This window comes from Neisseria subflava, from assembly GCF_024205745.1.
GTDB classification, from domain to species: Bacteria; Pseudomonadota; Gammaproteobacteria; order Burkholderiales; family Neisseriaceae; genus Neisseria; species Neisseria flavescens_B.
The window spans coordinates 710703-732076 of the sequence record NZ_CP073117.1; the positions used below are offsets into that span (position 1 = coordinate 710703).

General features: G+C 53.5%; 16 protein-coding genes and 1 pseudogene. 5 read left to right on the plus strand and 12 right to left on the minus strand.

The genetic code is table 11. The features are described 5' to 3' along the window. Positions 1-8: 8 nt before the first annotated feature. The 6 genes from KCG55_RS03520 to KCG55_RS03545 all read right to left on the minus strand — a co-directional run bounded on the left by KCG55_RS03520 (position 9) and on the right by KCG55_RS03545 (position 7901). A complete protein-coding gene (locus KCG55_RS03520; protein ID WP_254323407.1) occupies positions 9-2963 on the minus strand; it encodes a DUF3418 domain-containing protein in 2955 nt (984 codons plus the stop codon). A 65-nt stretch (positions 2964-3028) separates the two neighbouring features. Beyond that, positions 3029-4606 carry a lipooligosaccharide phosphoethanolamine transferase gene (lpt3, locus tag KCG55_RS03525; protein ID WP_254323408.1) on the minus strand — a complete coding sequence of 526 codons (1578 nt, stop codon included), beginning with the start codon at positions 4604-4606 and terminating at the stop codon, positions 3029-3031. A gap of 138 nt (positions 4607-4744) precedes the next feature. Continuing rightward, positions 4745-6139 carry an ATP-dependent RNA helicase HrpA gene (gene hrpA / locus KCG55_RS03530; protein WP_107858181.1) on the minus strand — a complete coding sequence of 465 codons (1395 nt, stop codon included), beginning with the start codon at positions 6137-6139 and terminating at the stop codon, positions 4745-4747. A 108-nt stretch (positions 6140-6247) separates the two neighbouring features. Beyond that, positions 6248-6634 carry a ribosome silencing factor gene (rsfS, locus tag KCG55_RS03535; RefSeq protein ID WP_002246503.1) on the minus strand — a complete coding sequence of 129 codons (387 nt, stop codon included), beginning with the start codon at positions 6632-6634 and terminating at the stop codon, positions 6248-6250. Positions 6635-6692: 58 nt separating this feature from the next. Then, complete coding sequence (gene nadD, locus KCG55_RS03540; RefSeq protein ID WP_188212915.1) at positions 6693-7298, minus strand: nicotinate-nucleotide adenylyltransferase; 606 nt, start codon at positions 7296-7298, stop codon at positions 6693-6695. A gap of 18 nt (positions 7299-7316) precedes the next feature. Beyond that, positions 7317-7901: a beta-class carbonic anhydrase gene (locus KCG55_RS03545; protein ID WP_070631772.1), complete on the minus strand. Its 585-nt coding sequence runs from the start codon at positions 7899-7901 to the stop codon at positions 7317-7319. Between the two features lie 123 nt (positions 7902-8024). Here KCG55_RS03545 and KCG55_RS03550 point away from each other — a divergent pair, with 123 nt between their 5' ends. Both KCG55_RS03550 and KCG55_RS03555 read left to right on the plus strand, forming a co-directional pair. After that, entirely contained in the window at positions 8025-8915 is an 891-nt protein-coding gene (locus KCG55_RS03550) for an NUDIX hydrolase (protein WP_254323409.1), read from the plus strand. Positions 8916-8930: 15 nt separating this feature from the next. Then, positions 8931-9872 (plus strand): ABC transporter ATP-binding protein, encoded by a 942-nt coding sequence (locus KCG55_RS03555; protein WP_254323410.1) that lies wholly within the window; start codon positions 8931-8933, stop codon positions 9870-9872. Positions 9873-9946: 74 nt separating this feature from the next. Here KCG55_RS03555 and KCG55_RS03560 read toward each other — a convergent pair whose 3' ends face one another. Together KCG55_RS03560 and zupT are read right to left on the minus strand one after the other, a co-directional pair. Continuing rightward, positions 9947-12775, minus strand: coding sequence for a valine--tRNA ligase (locus KCG55_RS03560; protein WP_254323411.1), 2829 nt, complete (start codon positions 12773-12775; stop codon positions 9947-9949). Between the two features lie 96 nt (positions 12776-12871). Continuing rightward, the gene (zupT, locus tag KCG55_RS03565) at positions 12872-13681 is read right to left on the minus strand and encodes a zinc transporter ZupT (RefSeq protein ID WP_002224778.1); all 810 of its coding nucleotides are present in this window, start codon (positions 13679-13681) and stop codon (positions 12872-12874) included. 177 nt (positions 13682-13858) lie between these two features. Here zupT and KCG55_RS03570 point away from each other — a divergent pair, with 177 nt between their 5' ends. Continuing rightward, positions 13859-14866: an IS5 family transposase gene (locus KCG55_RS03570; protein ID WP_254322406.1), complete on the plus strand. Its 1008-nt coding sequence runs from the start codon at positions 13859-13861 to the stop codon at positions 14864-14866. A gap of 217 nt (positions 14867-15083) precedes the next feature. Here KCG55_RS03570 and KCG55_RS03575 read toward each other — a convergent pair whose 3' ends face one another. The 4 genes and pseudogenes from KCG55_RS03575 to KCG55_RS03590 form a co-directional block, all read right to left on the minus strand. Continuing rightward, entirely contained in the window at positions 15084-16340 is a 1257-nt protein-coding gene (locus tag KCG55_RS03575) for a D-amino acid dehydrogenase (RefSeq protein WP_254323412.1), read from the minus strand. A gap of 28 nt (positions 16341-16368) precedes the next feature. Further along, positions 16369-16476: pseudogene (locus KCG55_RS03580) on the minus strand (IS5/IS1182 family transposase); the annotation flags it as partial. A 43-nt stretch (positions 16477-16519) separates the two neighbouring features. Then, positions 16520-17911: an alanine/glycine:cation symporter family protein gene (locus tag KCG55_RS03585; RefSeq protein WP_070608402.1), complete on the minus strand. Its 1392-nt coding sequence runs from the start codon at positions 17909-17911 to the stop codon at positions 16520-16522. 379 nt (positions 17912-18290) lie between these two features. Continuing rightward, on the minus strand, positions 18291-19133 hold the full coding sequence (locus KCG55_RS03590) for an ATP-grasp domain-containing protein (RefSeq protein WP_254323413.1): 843 nt from the start codon (positions 19131-19133) through the stop codon (positions 18291-18293). A 125-nt stretch (positions 19134-19258) separates the two neighbouring features. Between KCG55_RS03590 and KCG55_RS03595 the strand changes: the two genes are divergently transcribed. Next, positions 19259-20494 carry an FAD-binding domain-containing protein gene (locus KCG55_RS03595; protein WP_254323414.1) on the plus strand — a complete coding sequence of 412 codons (1236 nt, stop codon included), beginning with the start codon at positions 19259-19261 and terminating at the stop codon, positions 20492-20494. Positions 20495-20641: 147 nt separating this feature from the next. Beyond that, complete coding sequence (gene minC, locus KCG55_RS03600) at positions 20642-21361, plus strand: septum site-determining protein MinC (RefSeq protein ID WP_063076223.1); 720 nt, start codon at positions 20642-20644, stop codon at positions 21359-21361. Positions 21362-21374: the final 13 nt, after the last annotated feature.

Genomic DNA, 21374 nt, shown 5'->3' on the forward strand with positions numbered 1-21374 from the left:
TACTAGTATTACTTGGGAAGATTTGACCAAATGTTTTTTAATCTTTTAACTGAAACGTGATATTGTGTTTTCAATTCCTGAGCGAATAATGATACCCGAAGTTCCTCAATCTGCCAACGAAACGCAGCGAGGTCGTCTGAAACGGTTAATCCTTGTTTTATCAAGCTATCTGTTTTTTCTTGCCACATATTTTCCAGCTCTTGAATATCGGCTTCGCGGGCTGCGTCGCGGGCGGGGTTGCTGCTGTATTTTTCGAGGCGCAGGGTCATGGCTTTGAGGTAGATGGGGAGGCGCGGCCATTGTGTCCATGGGGTATGGCTGGCGAAGCCGGGGGCAAGCAGGGTTTGCAGGCGTAGTCTTAGGAGGTGGGTCAATGGATGTTTGCCGAGTTTGCCGTTGAGTTCGGCGTAGGCGGCTGCGATTTCCTGCAAGTAGCGGCTGAGGGCTTCTTTGACGGCGGGCAGGCGGCTGCGGGCGCGTTTGATTTGTTCTTTAAAGGCTTTTTCGTTGCGCGGCAGCTCGTCTTCGCCGATAAAGGCGCGGTCGCAGACGGCCTGTGTAAGGTCGTCGCGCAGGGTGTCGGCGTTGATGTGTTTGAGCAGCATGGCGGCTTGGGTGAAGCCTTGGATGCCTTTGTTCAAATCTTTTACCTGCTCTTTTAATTGCAGCTTCATCAATTCAATGACACCTTGACGGTGTGCCTGCTCTACGGCTTCTGTGGTATCAAACAGGCGCAGGGCGATGCGGCCGTCTTTTTCTTTTTGCAGACCGAGGTAGCCGGTAAGCTGTTGTTTGCCGCGTGCGAATTTGATGGATTCGGGCAGGGTGCCGATGTCCCATGTGGTCACGTTGTCGCGCTCAAATTCTTGGGTGTTGTCGCGGAAGGTGACGGCGGCGGCTTGGCCGAGCTGTTGTTGCAATTCGTGCAGTTTGCGGCCGCCGGCAAGCTCTTGTCCGCCGTCGTCGATAATGCGCAGATTCAGATAGCAGTGTTCGGGCAATTCTTGCGCCGCCCATGCGTCTTGGTCGATTTGCTCGAGAATCCGCATATCGCCGGCGCTTTTGGCGATAAAGTGTGCCAACTGGGGAATGATGGCCGCTTGGCGGTCGGGATTGCTTTCGAGGAATTTGGTGATGAAATCAGGTACGGGCACGCAAATGCGGCGGATTTGCTTCGGCAGTGCTTTAATCAGCAGCTGGATTTTTTCGCGTAACATACCGGGCACCAGCCATTCGAGTGACGGCGCGTGCAGGCGGTTGAGGACGGTCAGCGGCACGGTCATGGTCACGCCGTCGAGCGGATGGTGCGGCTCGAAGCGGTAGGAAAGTTTGAACTTGCCGTCTGCGGTTTGCCAGAATTTGGGGAACTGTTCTTCGGTAATGTGCGCGGCGGCGTGTTGCATCAAATCGTCGCGGCTGAGGAACAGCAGACGCGGATTGTCGCGCTCGGCGGTTTTGAGCCAGGCTTCAAAAGTGCGGATATCGGCAAGGGGCAAAGGTTTCAGACGGCCTTTTTGAGATGCAGGCTGCTTTTTGGGTTTGGGACCGTCTGAAACATTTTGTCGGGTGTGTGAACTCGGTTCACGCTCGCGGTTGGATGCATCTTTGGAATCCGCGTGCGTGGCTTGCGCCACACGCCCTGCGTTGCGCTGGTTTGCTTGTCCGTTTTGTCCGGCTGTCTTGTCCGACTGGGTTTGTCCACCCTCTTCGCTTCCCCAAACGCCGCCTTTCGCGTCTTTCCACACCAGCTCGGGCAGGCGTTCGTTATAAAACGCAAACAGGGCTTCGTCATCGACCAATACGTCTTGCTTGCGCGATTTGTGTTCGAGCTCGGTAATTTCTTTAATCAGCTTTTTATTGTGGGCAAAAAAGGTCGTCTGAAGATTGCTTTCCTGTGCCACCAATGCGCCGCGGATAAAGATTTCGCGCGCTTCTTCGGGCGCAACTTTGCCGTAAGACACGGGGCGGCGCGGCAATACGGTCAGGCCGTAAAGCGTTACCCGTTCGCTGGCGACGACTTCGCCGCGTTTTTGTTCCCAGTGTGGCTCGAAATAATGGTAGCGGACGAGGTGCGGCGCTTCCTGCTCTATCCATTCGGGCTGGATAACGGCGACGTCGCGCGCGTAAAGGCGCGTGGTTTCAACCAATTCTGCCGCCATCACCCATTTGGGTTTGGCTTTGAACAGGGCGGAGGCGGGGAAAAGGTGGAAACGGCTGCCGCGCGCGCCGGTGTAGTCGTTGCCGTCGGGCGATTTCATGCCGACGTTGGCGATAAGGCCGGTGAGCAGGGCACGGTGGATTTGTTCGTAGCCGGCTTCTTTGGCGGCACGGATTTGGGCGCGGTGTTGTTTCTTATCCAGTTGTTTTTGTTTGAGTTTGGCCGCCAAATCTTGGTCGCCTTGGCTTTCAGACGGCCTTAATTGCTCTTGGGTAGGAGGTTGTCGAAACGCGGCTTCTTTGGTGGTCAAACCCATTTCAATCGCGGTTTGGGCAAGCTGGTGGTGTAGCTCGCGCCATTCGCGCATACGCAGGTGCGACAGGAAATATTGGCGGCACCATTGCACCAGCTGCTTGTTGGACAAACCCTTGTCGCGCTCGCGCTGGAAGCTGTCCCAAATGTTCAGATAGGCAAGGAAGTCGGATTGCTTGTCGGTAAAGCGCTCATGCGCCTTGGCGGCGGCATCGCGCGCTTCCAGCGGCCGCTCACGCGGGTCTTGAATCGACAGTGCGGACGCAATCACCAATATTTCCGCCATACAGTCGTGTTTCTTCGCCGCCAGCAAAATGCGCGCAATTTTCGGATCGATGGGCAGGCGCGCCATTTGTTCGCCGAGCTTGGTCAGGCGGTAGCGCGTGTTGGCACCGATATGGCCCGAACTGTTTTGCAGGCCGTCTGAAACATTGGCTGGATTGGATCGGGCATCCATGCCTGATCCGCGTACTTGGTTTTTCATATTTTGCATAGTCTTGTCGGTCGGGCATCTTCCCCGACATCATCTAAATTTGTCTTTATTGGTTTTCACGCCGCTTATTGCGGATAAACATATTCCGCCTTGCCGTCGCGAATGTTCAAGCTGCCTGCATCACCTGTAATCAGATTGCCCGTTACCGAGCCTTCGCGACAACCTGAAACCGGCATATCGTAGCCCAGCGTGTGAATCAGGAACGTTGAAAGCTGCTGATGGAAGGCAATCTCGCAAGGCGCAAAAGCCTGGTTGGCAGCCTGTTGCACGGCCTTATCCGGGCTGTACAACACCAGCGGCACGAGATAGCTGTCGGGCTGCACTGTACCTTGATTGTAGGTATCCTGGCGCACATACTGGCCATGATCAGAGGTATAGGCAAACAGCCAGTTGCCGTCAGGCTGCTTTTGCAGCTGCTCGAATACGGTTTGAATCATTTGGTCGGTTTTATGGATGGTGTTGTCGTACTTATCCACAATATTGGCTTCGCCGAAAACTTTATCTTGAGGCTGCAACAATGCGCCGTATGGGACATGCGAACCGCGTTGGTGCAACACAATAAAATGCTTGCCCTGCTGCAAATTGATTTTGTCGAACAGCGGCAGCAGCTTCTCATCAGGCATATTGTCGCCGTTGCCATAGCCAAGCTGCGTCGGCTGAATCAGATGGTCTATCCATTTCTTACCGATTAAGTTCAAAATCGCCATCTCGTTTTCCGCCTGCGCGCTGTAAAAATACGTTTCATAACCCTGCTCTTTGGCGAGGCGGAACATATTGGTATCGCCGCTGCTGATTTGCTCATAGCCGTTGGCATGCGGTATCGCATTGAAAAAGCTGGGCAGGGACACAGCCGTCATCAAAGCGGCGGAATAGCTTTGCTTCACAATCGGCTTAAATTCGGCTTGCGAAAGCTGGGTCAAAAACGGCGAAGTTTCGCGTCCGTAGCCAAACAATTTCAAATGCGCCGCGCTTTCGCTTTCGCCCATAATCAGGACGATATTTTGAACACTGCCCTGCCCGATTTTGCTTGGCGCTGGCTGTTTGAACACAGGAATCTTGCTTAAATCAAACAACTGATACGGCAACACGCGCCCGACAAAATAACCGAAGCTGAAATAATTGGCTTTGATACGGCTGTATGTCGGTTTGGGCGAAATACCGTGTTCCTGCGTTGTACTGAATGAGCGTCCAAAAATCAGCAACATCGCCGCAATAAATAAAATATCGGCGGCAAAATGCGTCTTACGGCGGAACTTGGCAAGGCTGCAAAACAACACGACTTCCAACACGCCCCACAACACAGGCAGCCACAACTTATCCAACATCGACGCGCCCGCGCTGCCGACTTCGGTAACCTCTTTCAGCATCAGCCAATAATTAATGCCCGTCATCCAACTTTGATAAACCGCATAATGCACATTGTTGGCAATAATACTGAACGCAAAAAATACCGCAATCAACAAACGCGTCGCCTTATACCGCGCAAACAGATACAGCGCAGCAATCACAAATGTCAGCGCAAACGTTTCCGCCATTTTCGCAACCGGCAGGGTTTCAATCCCAAATACAAAGCGATAGGCAATTTCGCTGGCAGTAAGTAAAGACGAATACAGAACAAGCGTGAATAAAGATTTTTTCATCATTAATATTTCACAATAAAAAATTTACCGATTGGGTTTTAAAACCCAATATTCCCTTTTCAATAGTTTTTAGTTTCTCAATGATTTAGGCCGTCTGAAAATGAAACATGGCCTGCCATTTGATTAAGAAAGATTTTATTTTCAGACGGCCTCCACCGCCCCCAATTCCAGCAATACCTGAAAACCGTCATTGATATACCGCGAGTCGGGCATTTCTAAAAATGGGAATGCTGCTACGTCGCCCAAGTTCAGTGATGCCATGCGTAGGATGACGGCGGCGAGGTTGCTGCGGACGATTTCAGGGTCGGTGAATTCGGGGCGGCTGTTGAAATCTTCTTCTGAAAACAGTCGGATACATACGCCTGCGGAGACGCGGCCGCAGCGGCCGGAGCGTTGGCGGGCGGCGGCTTGGGAGATTTTTTCGACATGAAGCTGTTCCACCTTCGCCCGCGCGGAATAGCGTTTGACGCGCGCGAGGCCGGTGTCGATGACGTATTTGATGCCCGGCACGGTGAGCGAAGTTTCGGCGACGTTGGTTGCTAACACGATGCGGCGTTTCGCGCCTGAAGGGTGGAAGATTTTGTGCTGCTCGGCGTGCGACAGGCGTGCGAACAGGGGTAGGATTTCGTCGTTGCGGCGCAGCGTGGATTTGCGCAAGGCTTCGGCGGCTTCGCGGATTTCGCGCTCGCCCGGCAGGAACACCAAAATATCGCCTTCGCCGTAGCGTGCCAATTCGTCCGCCGCATCGACAATCGCGTCGGTCAGCTCGACTTCTGCGTCGTCTTCGTCTTTGCTGGTCAGCGGGCGGTAGAGGATTTCGACGGGATAGGTGCGTCCGCTCACTTCCAACACGGGCGCGCCGTTGAAGTGTTGGGAGAAGCGTTCTGCGTCTATGGTTGCCGAGGTGATGATGACTTTCAAATCGGGTCGGCGCGGCAGCAGTTGTTTCAGGTAGCCCAAGAGGAAGTCGATGTTCAGGCTACGTTCGTGCGCTTCGTCGATGATAATCGTGTCGTAGGCGGCGAGATAACGGTCGGTCTGGGTTTCTGCCAACAGGATGCCGTCGGTCATCAGCTTGACACAGGCATCGCGCGAGGTGTGGTCGGTAAAGCGCACTTTATAGCCGACTGCACTGCCAATTTCGGATTTCAGCTCTTCGGCAATCCGCTCTGCTACGGAGCGCGCGGCCAAACGGCGCGGCTGGGTATGCCCGATCAGCCCCGCCGCCCCGCGCCCGAGTTCCAAACAAATCTTGGGCAACTGCGTGGTTTTGCCCGAACCGGTTTCGCCGCAAATAATCGTTACCTGATTTTCAGCAATGGCTTTTTTGATTTCGTCGAGTTTTTCGTGAACGGGCAGCGTGTTGTCGAATTCGGGCTTGGGCAGTTTGGACAGGCGTTGCAGATAGAGGTCGTGCGATTTTTTGTATTTTTCCTCAACCTTGGCCAAGCCGCCGTATTTATTGGGGTTTTTAAAGGCAGATCGCAGAAAATGGCGGTCTTTGGAGAGAGTTTGGGCGAAATCGGGTTGCGGCATGATGGTGCAATAAATTGAATAATGTGAAAAGAATGGAATTATAGCAAAAGGCCGTCTGAAACTTGCTTGCTTTCAAGTTTCAGACGGCCTTTGTATGGATAAACCGTTTTAGTCGGCGGCGTGCCAAGGTTTTTGCATACCGGCGTGGAAACTCGGTTTTTCTCCGCCCCACAAGGTGTCGATGTCGTAGAAGTCGCGCACGGCAGGGAGCATGACGTGGACAACGAGGTCGCCTGCGTCGACGAGCGTCCATTCGCCGCTGTCGCCTTCGGTGCTGAGGATTTCGAAACCGGCTTCTTTCAAATCGACGGCAACGTTGTTCGCCAGTGCTTTGACTTGGCGTGTGCTGTCGCCGCTGGCAATAATCATGCGGGCGAACAGGGAGGTTTTGTCTTGGGTTTCCAAAACAGAGATGTCTTTGGCTTTGATGTCTTCGAGGGCGTTTACGGCCACTTCGACCATTTTTTGCAGGTCTTGCAATTCTTGTTCGTTCATTATTTTCCTAGTTGAAATGTTTTCAGACGGCATTATAGCTTATCTGCCTGAATAAACGCTATTTTTCATAGAGTTTGTGTTGGCGGATGTACTGGGCGACGGGTTGCGGCAGGCCGTCTGAATGGTGCGTTTTGGCGAGATTGGCACGGATTTGGGTGGAGCTGGTGTTGTGCAACGGCGCGTTGAGGATGCGGACGCTGCCGTTTTGCAGGGCTTCGCCGAGCCATGCGTGCAATTCGCGCGGGGTTTTGTTGAGGTTGTCGCCCTGGCGCATGGCGATGGCGATATGGGTCTGGCGCACGAGGGTTTGCCATTTTTTCCATGTGTGCAGCTGCATCAGGCTGTCGCTGCCCATCAGCCACCACAGTTGCGCGCCGGGAAACTGCTGGCGGAAGATTTGGACGGTGTCAAACGTATAAGTCGCGCCGTCGCGGACGATGTCGCAGTCGCTGGCAGCGAATTTCGGCTCGTCGGCGATGGCGAGTTCGACCATATTGAGGCGCTCTTTCGCCGGCGTGCGCGTGCTGTCTTTGTGGTACGGGTCGCCTGCCGGCAGGAAGACGACAAGGTCCAAACCGATTTCGTCGGCGAAGGCGCGGGCGATGTGGAGGTGGCCGTTGTGGATGGGGTCAAACGTGCCGCCGAATAATCCGATGTTTTTCATTTCGTGGTGGTGTCTGCGTTAAATGTTTTGGCCGTCTGAAGCAGGCTGGCTGCCGTCAACAATCAGGTTGAGCTTGCCTGTGGTCGGGTGGATGACCAGGCCGTGGATGGCGATGTTGTCGGGCATCAGCGGATGTTTGCGAATCAGCTCGACGGTATGGCGCACGCTGTCTTCGACGTTGTCAAAACCGGTCAGCCAGCCGTCCAAATCGATACCGGCATTGCGCAGGGTTTCGATACGGTCGTCGGGGATATTGCTGTCGTGTACGCGTTGGAGGAATTCCTCGGCATGCAGTCCGCGCATACCGCAGTCGTGGTGGGCAATGACCATGATTTCTTTGACTTTGAGTTCAAATACGGCCACCAACAAACTGCGCATCACCGAACCCCAAGGGTGGGTCACCAGCGCGCCGGCGTTTTTGATGAGCTTGGCATCGCCGTTTTTCAAGCCTAAAGCATTGGGCAACAATTCAATAATGCGTGCGTCCATGCAGGAAAGAATGGCCAGCTCGCGGCCGGGGTATTTGTTGGTGAAATATTTTTCGTACTCTCCCGATTCAACGAAATGTTGGTTGTAGGAAAGAATATCAGTCAATTCACTCATGATGATGTACTCGTTTCGGATGGTTTACTCTATTATAGCGGTTTTCAAGGGGTATGGTCGTTTTGCAAATTCGCCGTAAACGGCTAAAATCGACGTATCTTTAGTTCTTTTGGAGGATGTGCCATGTCTCAGTCTTTCCGTTTTGAACAGGTATTCACCCTCGATGTCCACGACGCATTGTGGGATTGGGCGCAGACAAGCTATGGCGCATCCGACGATTGGTGCATTCTGTATCTCAACGGCCTGCCTTTAGGCCGTCTGAACCCGTTATGGCGCGAACGCCTCGGGCAAGATTGGACAGGCAGGCAGTCAATCCTTTCAGATGGCCTGAATTTGGAAACCGACAGCTGGGCTCAGGTGGGCGATAGTTTGCAAACGCTGGCGCAACAATGGCGCGATTGCGGTTGGCTCAAAGGTTGGCGCGGTGAAAAGTTTGACATCTGCGACCAGTCGGGCAAGCCTTTATGCGCACTCGAACGCGCCGCCTTTCGTCCGTTCGGCCTGATGAGTCAGGCAGTGCATTTGAACGGATTGGTCGAAACAAAAGACGGTCTGCGCTTTTGGATAGGCCGCCGCAGTCCGCACAAAGCCGTCGATCCGAACAAACTCGACAACCTGACCGGCGGCGGCATCAGCAGCGGCGAGAGGCCGTCTGAAGCCGTCTGCCGCGAGGGCGAAGAAGAAGCAGGCATTCCCGCTTCGTTAACACCCCATATCCGACCGACCGCCCAAATATATAGTTTGCGCCCCGTTAATCGCGGTGTCCACAACGAAATCCTGTATATCTTCGACATCGTCCTGCCCGAAGGCTTCCAACCCGCCAACCAAGACGGCGAAGTCGCCGGTTTTGAACTGATGGACATCCCCACCCTGCTCGATGCCATGTTGGGCGGACACATGATGCACGATGCCCAGCTGGTCACGATCGAAGCCTGCCGGCGATACGGCCTGATCGACCCTAAACATCCGCTGTCCGCATGGCTCGACAGCATCCGTTGCCGACCCCATTTTTAAAGGCCGTCTGAAACCATGTTGCAACTCAAAAACATCAACAAACGCTTCGGCAGCAAAACCGTTGCCCAAGACATTAATCTAAACGTCGAAGCAGGCGAAATCCTCGCCGTACTCGGCCGCTCCGGCTGCGGCAAATCCACCCTACTCAAAACCATCGTCGGCCTGGTGCGTCCTGACAGCGGCGAAGTCTGGCTCAACGGCGACAACATCACCGACATGCCGTCTGAAAAACGCAATATCTCGCTGATGTTTCAAGACTACGCCCTTTTGCCGCATTTAACCGCCCTCGACAACGTCGGCTTCGGCCTCAAAATGCGCCGTCTGCCCAAAGCCGAAATCGAAGAACAATCCATGCAGGCCTTGCGCGACATCGGTTTGGAACACGAAGCGCAACGCAAACCCGAAAGCCTCTCCGGCGGCGAACAGCAACGCCTCGCCCTCGCACGCGCCCTCATCACGCGCCCGTCGCTGTTGCTCTTGGACGAAGCCTTCTCCAGCCTCGACACCCACCTGCGCCACCACCTGCGCACCCTGACCGCCGAACGCATCCGCAGTCAAAACATCCCCGCCATCCTCGTGACCCACTCCGCCGAGGAAGCCTGCACCATGGCCGACACCATCGCCATCATGCACGAAGGCCGCATCCTCCAACACGGCACGCCGGAAACCCTTATCCGCCGCCCCGTCAACGCCCAAGCCGCCCTGCTGCTCGGTTTGGCCAACACCGGCGACACACGCTACATTCCCCAACATGCCATCCGATTCGACCCAAACGGCACGGCTGTCCGCATCAGCGAATCTGTCCCCCTCGCCGAAGGCACACGTCTCACCCTCGCCCATCCGCAATACGGCGATTTGATTTGGTATCCCCATGCCGACCACGATACGGACAAACCGCAAACCGGACAGGAAATCCGCATCAGCGTGGATGAAAATCAGATTGTTTGGTTTGATTGAATGTGATGGAGATTAAAAAAGAAAAAGGCCGTCTGAAATTTAAGTTTCAGACGGCCTTGTCTATTCAATCAAAATCAGTCTTTCAACTTCGCCAACTGAGTTTGAACTTTTGCCATTTTGTCTTCCAATTCCGCCAAATCGGCTTTGTCTTTTTCCACCAAATGCGCGGGGGCTTTTTCGGTGTAGCCGGGTTTGGAGAGTTTGGCATTGAGTTTGTCCAAGGCTTTTTGCAGCTTCTCGGCTTCTTTGCTCAAACGGGCGGTTTCGGCGGCTTTGTCGATTTCAACTTTCAGCATCAGGCGCGCGCAATTGCAGACGGCGCTAGGTGCGTCTTCGCTTTCGGGCAGCCTGTCCACTGTTTTGGCTTCGGTCAGGCGCGTGAGGGCGGGCAGGTATTTCAGCAGCGCTTCAGGCACACTGCCTTCCACAAACAGCGGCGCTTTCACGTTCGGGGCAATGCCCATTTCGCCACGCAGGTTGCGCACGGCGCCAATCAGGTCTTGCAGTTGCGCCATTTGGTCAAAAGCAGCCTGCACGATTTTTTCCGGGTCGGCTTTGGGATAAGCGGCCAGCATAATGCTGTCGGCGGTTTTGGCATTGGCCAGAGGCGCAACGACCTGCCACAGTTCTTCGGTAATGAAAGGCATGATTGGGTGCAGCAGGCGCAGGATGGCTTCGAGTACGCGCACGAGGGTGCGGCGTGTGGTGCGCTGGGTTGTCGGGCAGCCGGTTTGGATTTGCACTTTTGCCAGCTCGATGTACCAGTCGCAATATTCGTTCCACACAAATTCGTACAGCGTTTGTGCGGCAAGGTCGAAGCGGTAGGTTTCAAAGGCTTCGGTAACGGCGGCTTCGGCTTGTTGCAGTTTGCCGATAATCCATTGGTCGGCAAAGGTAAACGCCAACGGCTGCATTTCGTCTTGACCGCAGTCTTTGTCTTCGGTGTTCATCAACACGAAATTGGTGGCGTTCCACAATTTATTGCAGAAGTTGCGGTAGCCTTCGGCGCGTTTGAAGTCGAAGTTGACGCTGCGGCCGAGGCTGGCGTAGCTCGCCATGGTGAAGCGCAATGCGTCCGCACCCATGCTCGGAATGCCTTCGGGGAAGAGTTTTTTGGTTGCTTCTTCCACTTTCGGCGCAGTTTCGGGTTTGCGCAGGCCGGTGGTACGTTTTACCAGCAGTTTTTCCAAGTCGATGCCGTCGATCAAATCCACAGGGTCGATGACGTTGCCTTCGGATTTGGACATTTTTTTGCCTTCGTGGTCGCGCACGATGCCGTGGATGTACACGTCTTTAAACGGCACTTTGCCGGTGAAGTGGGTGGTCATCATAATCATGCGCGCCACCCAGAAGAAGATGATTTCGTAGCCGGTGACCAAGACGTTGGACGGCAGGAAGGCTTTGAGTTCATCAGTTTCAGACGGCCAGCCGAGCGTGGAGAACGGCACGAGCGCGGAGGAGAACCATGTGTCCAATACGTCTTCTTCGCGGGTCAAACCGGTTTTGCCGGCTTGTTTTTCGGCTTCCGCCTGATTGCGGGCGACGTAAACATTGCCTGCTTCGTCGTACCATGCAGGGATTTGATGCCCCCACCACAGTTGGCGCGAGATACACCAGTCTTGGATGTTGTTCATCCATTGGTTGTAGGTGTTGACCCAGTTTTCAGGGATAAAGCGCACTGCGCCGCTATCAACGGCTTTTTTGGCTTTGTCGGCAAGGCTTAAGCCTTTGAATTCGCTGTCAGGCTCGCCGCCGTTTGGCGTGGCGGACATGGCGACAAACCATTGGCTGGTCAGCATCGGCTCAATCACCGAACCTGTACGGTCACCTTTCGGCGTCATCAGCGTGTGCGGTTTGATTTCAACCAAGAAGCCTTGTTCCTGCAAATCGGCAACCATTTGTTTGCGCGCGGCAAAGCGGTCTAAGCCTGCGTATTTTTCAGGCAGGGCAAAACCTTGTTGCGCTTCGCCTTTGAAGTTGAACACTTCGGCGTTTGCCAACACTTTGGCTTCCAAATCGAACACATTAATCAGGCGCGTGTCGTGGCGTTTGCCGACTTCGTAGTCGTTGAAGTCGTGCGCAGGCGTGATTTTCACGCAGCCGGTGCCGAAGTCTTTTTCAACGTATTCGTCAGCAATCACGGGGATGGTGCGGCCGGTCAGCGGCAGGATTAATTCTTTGCCGATTAAGTGGGTGTAACGTTCGTCTTCAGGATTGACGGCTACGGCCACGTCGCCCAGCAGCGTTTCGGGACGGGTAGTCGCCACGATCACGGCTTCGGCAGGATTGTCCGCCAGCGGATAGCGGATGTGCCACATAGAGCCTTGTTCTTCCACGCTTTCCACTTCCAAATCAGACACTGCGGTACCCAATACCGGATCCCAGTTCACCAAGCGTTTGCCGCGGTAAATCAAGCCTTGCTCAAACAGGCGCACGAACACTTCGGTCACGGTTTCGGCGCGCACGTCGTCCATCGTGAAATACTCGCGCGTCCAGTCGGCAGAGCAGCCCACGCGGCGCATTTGTTGGGTAATCGTACCGCCGGAAACTTCTTTCCATTCCCACACTTTTTCCAAGAATTTTTCGCGGCCCAAGTCATGACGGGACACGTTTTGCGCGGCAAGCTGACGTTCAACTACGATTTGCGTGGCGATGCCCGCGTGGTCGGTGCCGGGAATCCAGGCGGTATTGCAGCCTTTCATGCGGTAGTAGCGGGTCAGGCCGTCCATGATGGTTTGGTTGAAGGCATGGCCCATGTGCAGCGTGCCGGTTACGTTAGGCGGCGGCAGTTGGATGGAGAAAGACGGTTTCGTCAAATCCATATCAGGCTGGAAATAGCCCTGCTCTTCCCAGTTTTGATAATGTTTGGATTCGATTTCGGCTGGATTGTATTTGTCTAACATGATGGAACTTTGTGAAATTAAGGTTATTTTTGATGTGCGGATTATAACGCAAAAAGGCCGTCTGAATCATTTCAGACGGCCTTTGGCATACGGGTTTTAAAAATGGAACAATACCAGGCTGACGGCAATCACCGCCATACCCGTTGTCAGGCCGTAAACGGTTTCATGGCCGTCTGAATAGCGTTTGGCGGCCGGCAGCAGCTCGTCCAACGCCAAAAACACCATCACACCGGCTATCACGCCAAACACCGAACCAAATACGGCAGGCGATAAAAACGGCTGTAAAACCAAATAGCCCAAAGCCGCACCCAAAGGCTCGGCCAGGCCGGATAGCAGGCACGCCCATACCGTTTTCTTACGGCTTCGGGTGGCAAAATAAACCGGCGCGGCGATGGAAATGCCCTCCGGAATATTATGGATGGCAATCGCCAAGGCCAAAGGCATCCCGACCGCCGGATTTTCCAAGGTGGCAAAAAACGTCGCCAAGCCTTCGGGGAAATTGTGCGCAGTAATCGCAAACGCCGCCATCATGCCGACTCGCGCGATATGGCGGCGTTTGCTTTCTTGAAACGACGGGTCTTGCGCGTCTAAGGTTTCATGCGGGTTCGGCACCAGGCGGTCAATCAGCGCGATGCCGCCCATCCCGGCCAAAAATGCCATGGTCGCCGCCGCAAACGCGTGGTCTTTATCATAAATTTCAGCGAACGCCTCGCTGGATTTACTGAAAATCTCCGTCAGGGAGACATACACCATCGCACCGCCGGCAAATGCCAAACCAAACGACAACACGCGCGGATTGGGCGTTTTGGAAAACATTACCAAGCCGCTGCCTAATACGGTAAACAAACCGGCAGCCAACGTGATGGAAAAGGCGACAGCCAAATTGGACATCGAAAAATCGGGCATGAGAAAACCTGCGCTCAAAGCTGGGACAGGTTTAGACTAACACTTTTTAATGCGCATGATAATAGTTATTATTTATTTTATTGATTGGATACACGGATTTTGAAACAAAAGGCCGAGACCTTTGCAAAATTCCCCAAAATCCCCTAAATTCCCACCAAGACATTTAGGGGATTTTCCATGAGCACCTTCTTCCAGCAAACCGCACAAGCCATGATTGCCAAACACATCGACCGTTTCCCACTATTGAAGTTGGATCAGGTGATTGATTGGCAACCGATCGAACAGTACCTGAATCGTCAAAGAACCCGTTACCTTAGAGACCACCGCGGCCGTCCCGCCTATCCCCTGTTGTCCATGTTCAAAGCTATCCTGCTCGGACAATGGCACAGCCTCTCCGATCCCGAACTCGAACACAGCCTCATCACCCGCATCGATTTCAACCTGTTTTGCCGTTTTGACGAACTGAGCATCCCCGATTACAGCACCTTATGCCGTTACCGCAACTGGCTTGCGCAAGACAACACCCTGTCCGAATTATTGGAACTGATCAACCGCCAACTGACCGAAAAAGGCTTAAAAGTAGAGAAAGCATCCGCCGCCGTCATTGACGCCACCATTATCCAGACCGCCGGCAGCAAACAGCGCCAGGCCATAGAAGTCGATGAAGAAGGACAAGTCAGCAGCCAAACCACACCGAGTAAAGACAGCGATGCCCGTTGGATAAAGAAAAACGGCCTCTACAAACTCGGTTACAAACAACATACCCGTACCGATGGGGAAGGCTATATCGAGAAACTGCACATTACCCCCGCCAATGCCCATGAGTGCAAACATCTGTCGCCTTTGCTAGAAGGGATAGCCGAAGGCACGACTATCTATGCCGATAAAGGCTATGACAGTGCGGAAAACCGTCAATATCTGGAAGAGCGTCGACTGCAGGACGGCATTATGCGCAAAGCCCACCGTAAACATCCGCTGACGGAAGCGCAAACCAAACGCAACCGATATTTGTCGAAGACCCGTTATGTGGTCGAACAAAGCTTCGGTACGCTGCACCGTAAATTCCGCTATGCGCGGGCAGCCTATTTCGGGCTGCTCAAAGTGAGTGCGCAAAGCCATCTGAAGGCGATGTGTTTGAACCTTTTGAAAGCCGCCAACAGGCTAAGTGCGCCTGTAGCTGCCTAAAAGGCGGCCGGATGCCTGATTATGGGGTGTCCGGGGAGAAAAAAGGGGGAATTTGGGTAAAATCAGGAGTAATTGGAGGCGAAAACAGCCGAAAACCTGTGTTTGGATTTCGGCTGTTGGAAGGAAAGGAATTTTGCAAAGGTCTCAGGCCGTCTGAAAAATAATTTTCAGACGGCCTTTAAATTTGAAATGTCACTAAACCTTATCGCTTTCCAGCTTAAGCCTGATAGCGCGACAGGCTCAAATCATCGCTGCGGATTTCGGTGTCTTTGCCGCTCACGATATCGGCGGTTAATTTTGCCGAACCCAGCGACATGGTCCAGCCCAAAGTGCCGTGGCCGGTATTTAGGAATAAGTTTTCAAAGCGGGTGCGCCCGATTAACGGCGTGCTGTCGGGCGTCATCGGTCTGAGGCCGCTCCAGAACAATGCCTGGCTCAAATCGCCGCCTTCTGGGAACAAGTCGTTGACGACCAAAGCCAAGGTTTCACGGCGTTTTTTGGGCAGTTTGATTTCGTAGCCCGACAATTCCGCCATGCCGCCGACGCGGATTCTGTTGTCAAAGCGCGTGATGGCGACTTTGTAGCTTTCATCCAAGACGGTGGAGACCGGCGCGCCATCGGAATTTGTGACCGGCAGGGTCAAGGAATAGCCTTTAACGGGATAAATCGGCAGATTGAGGTCTAACTGCGCCAAAACCGTCCTACTGAAGCAGCCGAGCGCGCAGACAACGGCATCTGCTTCAAACCGCCCTGTTTCGGTTTCAACGGCTTTGATGCGCAGCCCGTTGTGGTCGATGCGGCGGATGGTTTGGTTGAAATGGAACTGTACGCCTTTTTCCAGACAGAGTTGGTACAGGTTTTGGGTGAAGAGGTGGCAGTCGCCGGTCGCGTCCGCAGGCAGGTGCAGTCCGCCGGCAATTTTGGCGGTAACGCGTGCCAGCGCAGGCTCGAATTCTGCGCATTCTTCGGGTTTCAGACGACGGTACGGCACGCCGTAGCGTTCCAAAACAGCAATGTCTTGTTCTGCCGCTTCGACTTCTTTGGTTTGGCGGAAAATCTGCAACGTCCCTTTTTTACGCCCTTCAAAATTCATGCCGGTTTGCGCTTCAAAACGGCGGAACATTTCACGGCTGTATTCGGAAATCCTGACCATGCGCTCTTTATTGATTTGATAGCGCGCTGCCGTGCAGTTTTGCAGCATTTGCCACAGCCATTCGATTTGATACAGGCTGCCGTCAGGGCGGAACAGCAAAGGCGGATGGCTTTTAAACAGCCATTTCAGTGCTTTGGTCGGGATACCGGGTGCAGCCCAAGGCGTGGTATAGCCGTAAGAAAGCTGGCCTGCATTGGCAAAACTGGTTTCCATCGCCACGCCCTCGGCGCGGTCGATGACCGTTACTTCATATCCTGCCTCTGCCAGATACCACGCGGAAGATACGCCGGCCACACCAGCACCTAAAACAAGCACTTTCATTGTGTTCCTCCTCTGACTTTTTTCAAAAATATAGTGGATTAAATTTAAACCAGTACGGCGTTGCCTTGCCTTGCCGTACTATTTGTACTGTCTGCGGCTTCGTCGCCTTGTCCTGATTTAAATTTAATTCACTATATAATAGATATTAGGTCGTCTGAAAATTCAGACGACCTTAGGCATCAATGCGGCAATTCGCCGTTTTTGATTTTTTGTTTGAAGTCGCGTGTTTCATTGACGATAACTTTCGCCATCAACAAAAGTGCAATCAGGTTGGGTAAGGCCATCAAGCCGTTGAATGTGTCCGAAGCCAGCCACACCAAATCAAGGCTCAAAACGGTACCCAGCATGACCGAAGAAACATAACCGACACGGTACAAACCGGCAAACTTCTCGCCGAAGACGTAAACCGCGCATTTCTCGCCGTAATAACACCAACCGAGAATGGTTGAGTAAGCAAAGAAAATCAGGCCGATGGTCACAATCCAACCGCCGATGCCGGGCAGCATTTTTTGGAAAGTGACGGTTGTCAGCGCCGCGCCGCTCAATTCAGGTTTGACAAACTCGCCACCTGCGCCGAGCAGACCCATGACCAACACGATACCGGTAATCGAGCAGACAACGATGGTGTCCAAAAAAGTACCGGTCATGGAAACCAAAGCCTGACGGACGGGGTGGTCGGTTTTCGCGGCTGCGGCGGCAATCGGTGCAGAACCCATACCCGCCTCATTGGAGAACACGCCGCGCGCCACGCCGTAGCGGATGACTGTACCGATGGCACCGCCTGCCACGGCTTGCGCGCTAAACGCATCGGAGAAAATCAGTTTGACGGCAGGCATCAGTACATCGGAATTAATCACGATAATGGCAATACCGCCTACTACATAAAACACAGCCATGGCAGGTACGATAAAGGACGCGGCTTTGGCGATGCCCTTAATGCCACCCAAAAGCACAATGGCCGTTAATACGGTCAATATCACGCCGGTGTAGGCAGGTTCGACACCGAAGCTGGTTTGCACTGCCTGCGCAACCGAGTTGGACTGCACCGAGCTGCCGATACCGAATGAAGCGAATGTGCCGAACAGCGCAAACGCGACGGCCATCCATTTCCAGTTTTTGCCCAAGCCTTTTTCGATGTAGTACATCGGGCCGCCGGACATTTCACCTTTGGAATTGGTGACGCGGTATTTCACCGCCAACACGCCCTCGCCGTATTTGGTTGCCATGCCGAAAATGGCGGTCATCCACATCCAAAATACCGCGCCCGGGCCGCCGGTTACCACCGCAGTCGCCACACCGGCGATGTTGCCCGTACCGATGGTGGCGGACAGCGCGGTCATCAACGCCGCAAAATGGGAAATATCGCCTTCGTGGTCTTCGCCGTCTTCATGCTTCTTTGACGGCACAAACGCCTGTTTCAGCGCATAACCTAACATGGTGAACTGCAAGCCTTTCAGCAAAACGGTCAGCAAAATGCCCGTACCGACCAGCAGCATCAACATAATAGGTCCCCAGACCCAGCCGCTGATGGTTTCGAAAAAGGCTTTGAGATTATCTAAAAAAAATTGCATGGCTTTCTCCTTTGTCTGTTTTATTTTTTATGCACTACTTTTTGTAGTGTCATGTAATTTCAGCACAGAATATTCAATAAGACAATATCTTTCTTTTTAAAAAGATTTTTGAGGTTTTACCCTAAAAAGATATCTATTTAGACCGACCAGATTGTTTACAATCCGCTAAAAATAAAGGCTGCGGCCGAGATAAAATGCCAAATGAAAGTTAATCAACCATCAATTAAGACTGCAACAATTAAAATGACACAATCGACAAATGGCACATTATTGAAAAATACAAATGCGCAAATCTTGTTTAAAAAAAGCCTCAGGCCGTCTGAAAGATGGTTTTCAGACGGCCTGAGGCTTGTTATTTATAAAGTCAGGTTGATGAATGTTACCCAAGCAACTGTGCCAACACTCGGGCAAAGCGTTCCGTCGTGCCTTCGCTGGTGTGCAAATACAGGGCAGGTTCGATGAGTTCCAATTCATTGAGCAGGAAGGTGTCGCCAACCAATGTGCCGTCCACTCGGGCGTAAACCGGCATTTGCGGCAAAGCGGCCAGTACGTCTTGCGCGGCACGGACGGCAAACTCGGGCGGCTCGATACCGAACACCGACACGCCATAGGCCGAGTTGGCGCGCCATTCTCCTTGTGGCGGCTGACGGCGTACGGCATGGCTGAATATACCGTTGAAAAACACCAGCGAGGTTTCGCCTGCTGTTTCGATTTCGCGGATATAAGGTTGAACAATCATGCCTTGCGGATAATCCGCCATATCCACGTCCAATATCTCCGCACAAACTTTGACCACGCCTTTGCCACTCTGCCCGAATGCCGGCTTGATGACTGCTTCCGTCCAGCCATGTCGGTTCAGGATGTCGGCCAATTCGGCTTTTTGCGGCGGAACGAACACGCTGGGAATCACTTGCGTGCCGCTCGCCGCCAAATCGCACAAATAAGTCTTTTCCATATTCCAAGCCATCAGCTCGGGCGGATTGATAAAACGCTGCCCCGCCTGCTCGGCTTGCTCCAACCATTGGCGGAAGGCTTCGGGCTCGGCGGCATAATCCCATGCACACAAAGGCAGCAAAAATGGCGCGGACGGATGGTTTTGCCACGCATCAAATACGGTTTTCACGCCCATGGTTTCCAAGCATGCCGCCAATGTTTTCAGGTTGTCCGATGGTTCGGGATAAGTTTGGCAGGTAATGAGTGCCAAAACGGTTTGCTCGGTCATGATTGCCGCCTCGTTGCTAAAACCAAAATTATATAGCAAAATCAAACCAAAAGATTTTTCAGACGGCCTGATACATGAGGCTGATTCTGATAAAATGGTCTCCCCTTTTCCGTCGGAACATGCTCATGAAATCTGCTCACGTCCTTGTCTGGTTCCGCCGCAACCTCCGCCTGCACGACAATGCCGCGCTTAATGCCGCCGTTGCAAGCGGTTTGCCCATCGCCTGCGTCTGGGTCAACCAAAGGCCGTCTGAAAACCACAATCCGCGTCAAAGCCTGTTCCACTATCAAGCCGCGCAAGAACTGCATACCCGTCTGGCGGCGCACCATATTCCTTTATATGTCGTCGCTTCCGATGAAGACCTCCTCCCCTTGGCTGCTGCGCTCAATGCCCATACCGTCATCACAGACGAAGCATACACCGAAGCCGAAATCCGCCAAGACAACCACCTCTGGCACAATTTCGACCGAGCAGGCATTGCCCTGCAACACGCCAACGACCGCGGCATTTTGGCCAAAGCCCCCCTTATGGATGCCAACGGCCTGCCCTACACCGATTTTACCGCCTATAAACAGGCATGGTTGCAGGCTTATTCAGGACAAAGGCCGTCTGAAACCGAATTGCCTGTTCAAACCGGACAAAACGTTCCACTGTTTCCAGCCTATACCGGCGCGGTATTGCCTGCCTATCAGCAAGGCGGCGAAACCGCAGCCTTAACGCAATGGCACGCGTTCAAACAGAATTTGGTTCACTACCCGATTACCCAAAACTTTCCGGCACGAAAAAACACCAGCCTCCTCAATGCCTACCTGTCCGCAGGCTGCATTTCCCCGCACCTGCTGGCCGCCGAAGGCTTGGCAAACCGACATTTCGAGTGGCTGGACAAGCTCATTTTCCGCGACTACTGCTACCAACTCGCCTACCACCGCCGCCTGCCCGAAACAACCGATGCCGCTCCGGTACGCGAATACTGGCGACACGGCCAAACCGGCGTGCCCATCATCGATGCCTCCATCCGCGGCCTCGAAGCCACCGGTCACTTACACCCCGTTCTCCAGCAGCTGTGCGCCCACTATTTCTGCCATGCGCTCAACTTCGACCCCAACCAAGGCATCGCGTGGACAGCCTCCGTCCAAACCGGCACCGACCCCGCGCTCAACCAAGCCAACTGGCACCTCGCCGCACAAGACCCGGCCACCGTCCGCTATACCCACCGTTCGCATCAAATTGATCCCGACGGCAGCTACATCCGCAGTTACGTCCCCGAATTGGCGCACCTGCCGTCTACCCTTATCCACACGCCGTGGGCCGCCGCCGATGACATCGACGCACATGGCTACCCCTTTCCCAAGGCCGTCTGAAACCTGCGTTCACACCAAAAAACCACACTAAATACAGCTGAAAAACGTTCAAACAAAATATTTTGGTTTTAGACGGCCAAACAGATTGAATAGCCAAGATTTACACGGTAAACTTACGTCATTAAAAAATTTTATTATTTCATGACAATGAAACCCGCATTCGACATAAAAACGTCACGTTTGGACGTCTTATCCATCCATCTGCACACCGCAGATTTAACCGAATTGGAAGAATTCCTGCGCCAACTGGCAGGCCAATCCCAAGACGAATTCGTTCCCTTCATTTTAGACGTACAAGATTTCGACCACCCCGAATCCATCGATTTGGGCGGCATGATTTCCCTGTTTGCCCGTTACGGCATGCAAATCTTAGGACTGCACCACACCAGCGACACATGGGCGGCAGCGGCGGCACGTTACCACTTGGTATTCAAACAAGGTAACTCCACCCAGGCAGCCGACACACAGGCAGCACCTGCTCCGCGCCAAGCACCGCAGCCGCAAGACGTACAAGCCACCGTCATCAACAATCCGACCGTATTGGTCAGCACGCCCGTGCGTACCGGCCAGCAGGTTTACGCTGAAAACGGCGACCTCATCGTCACCGGCATCGTCAGCCAAGGTGCGGAACTTATCGCCGACGGCAACATCCATATTTACGCCCCCATGCGCGGCAGAGCGTTGGCCGGTGCAAAAGGCAATACCAACGCACGCATCTTTATTCATTCCATGCAGGCCGAATTAGTCTCCGTTGCAGGTATCTACCGCAACTTCGAGCAAGACCTGCCCGAGCATCTGCACAAAAAACCCGTACAAGTATCATTGCAAGACAACCGACTGGTTATCAGCGCAATCGACGCCGAATAAACATCAGTACTTA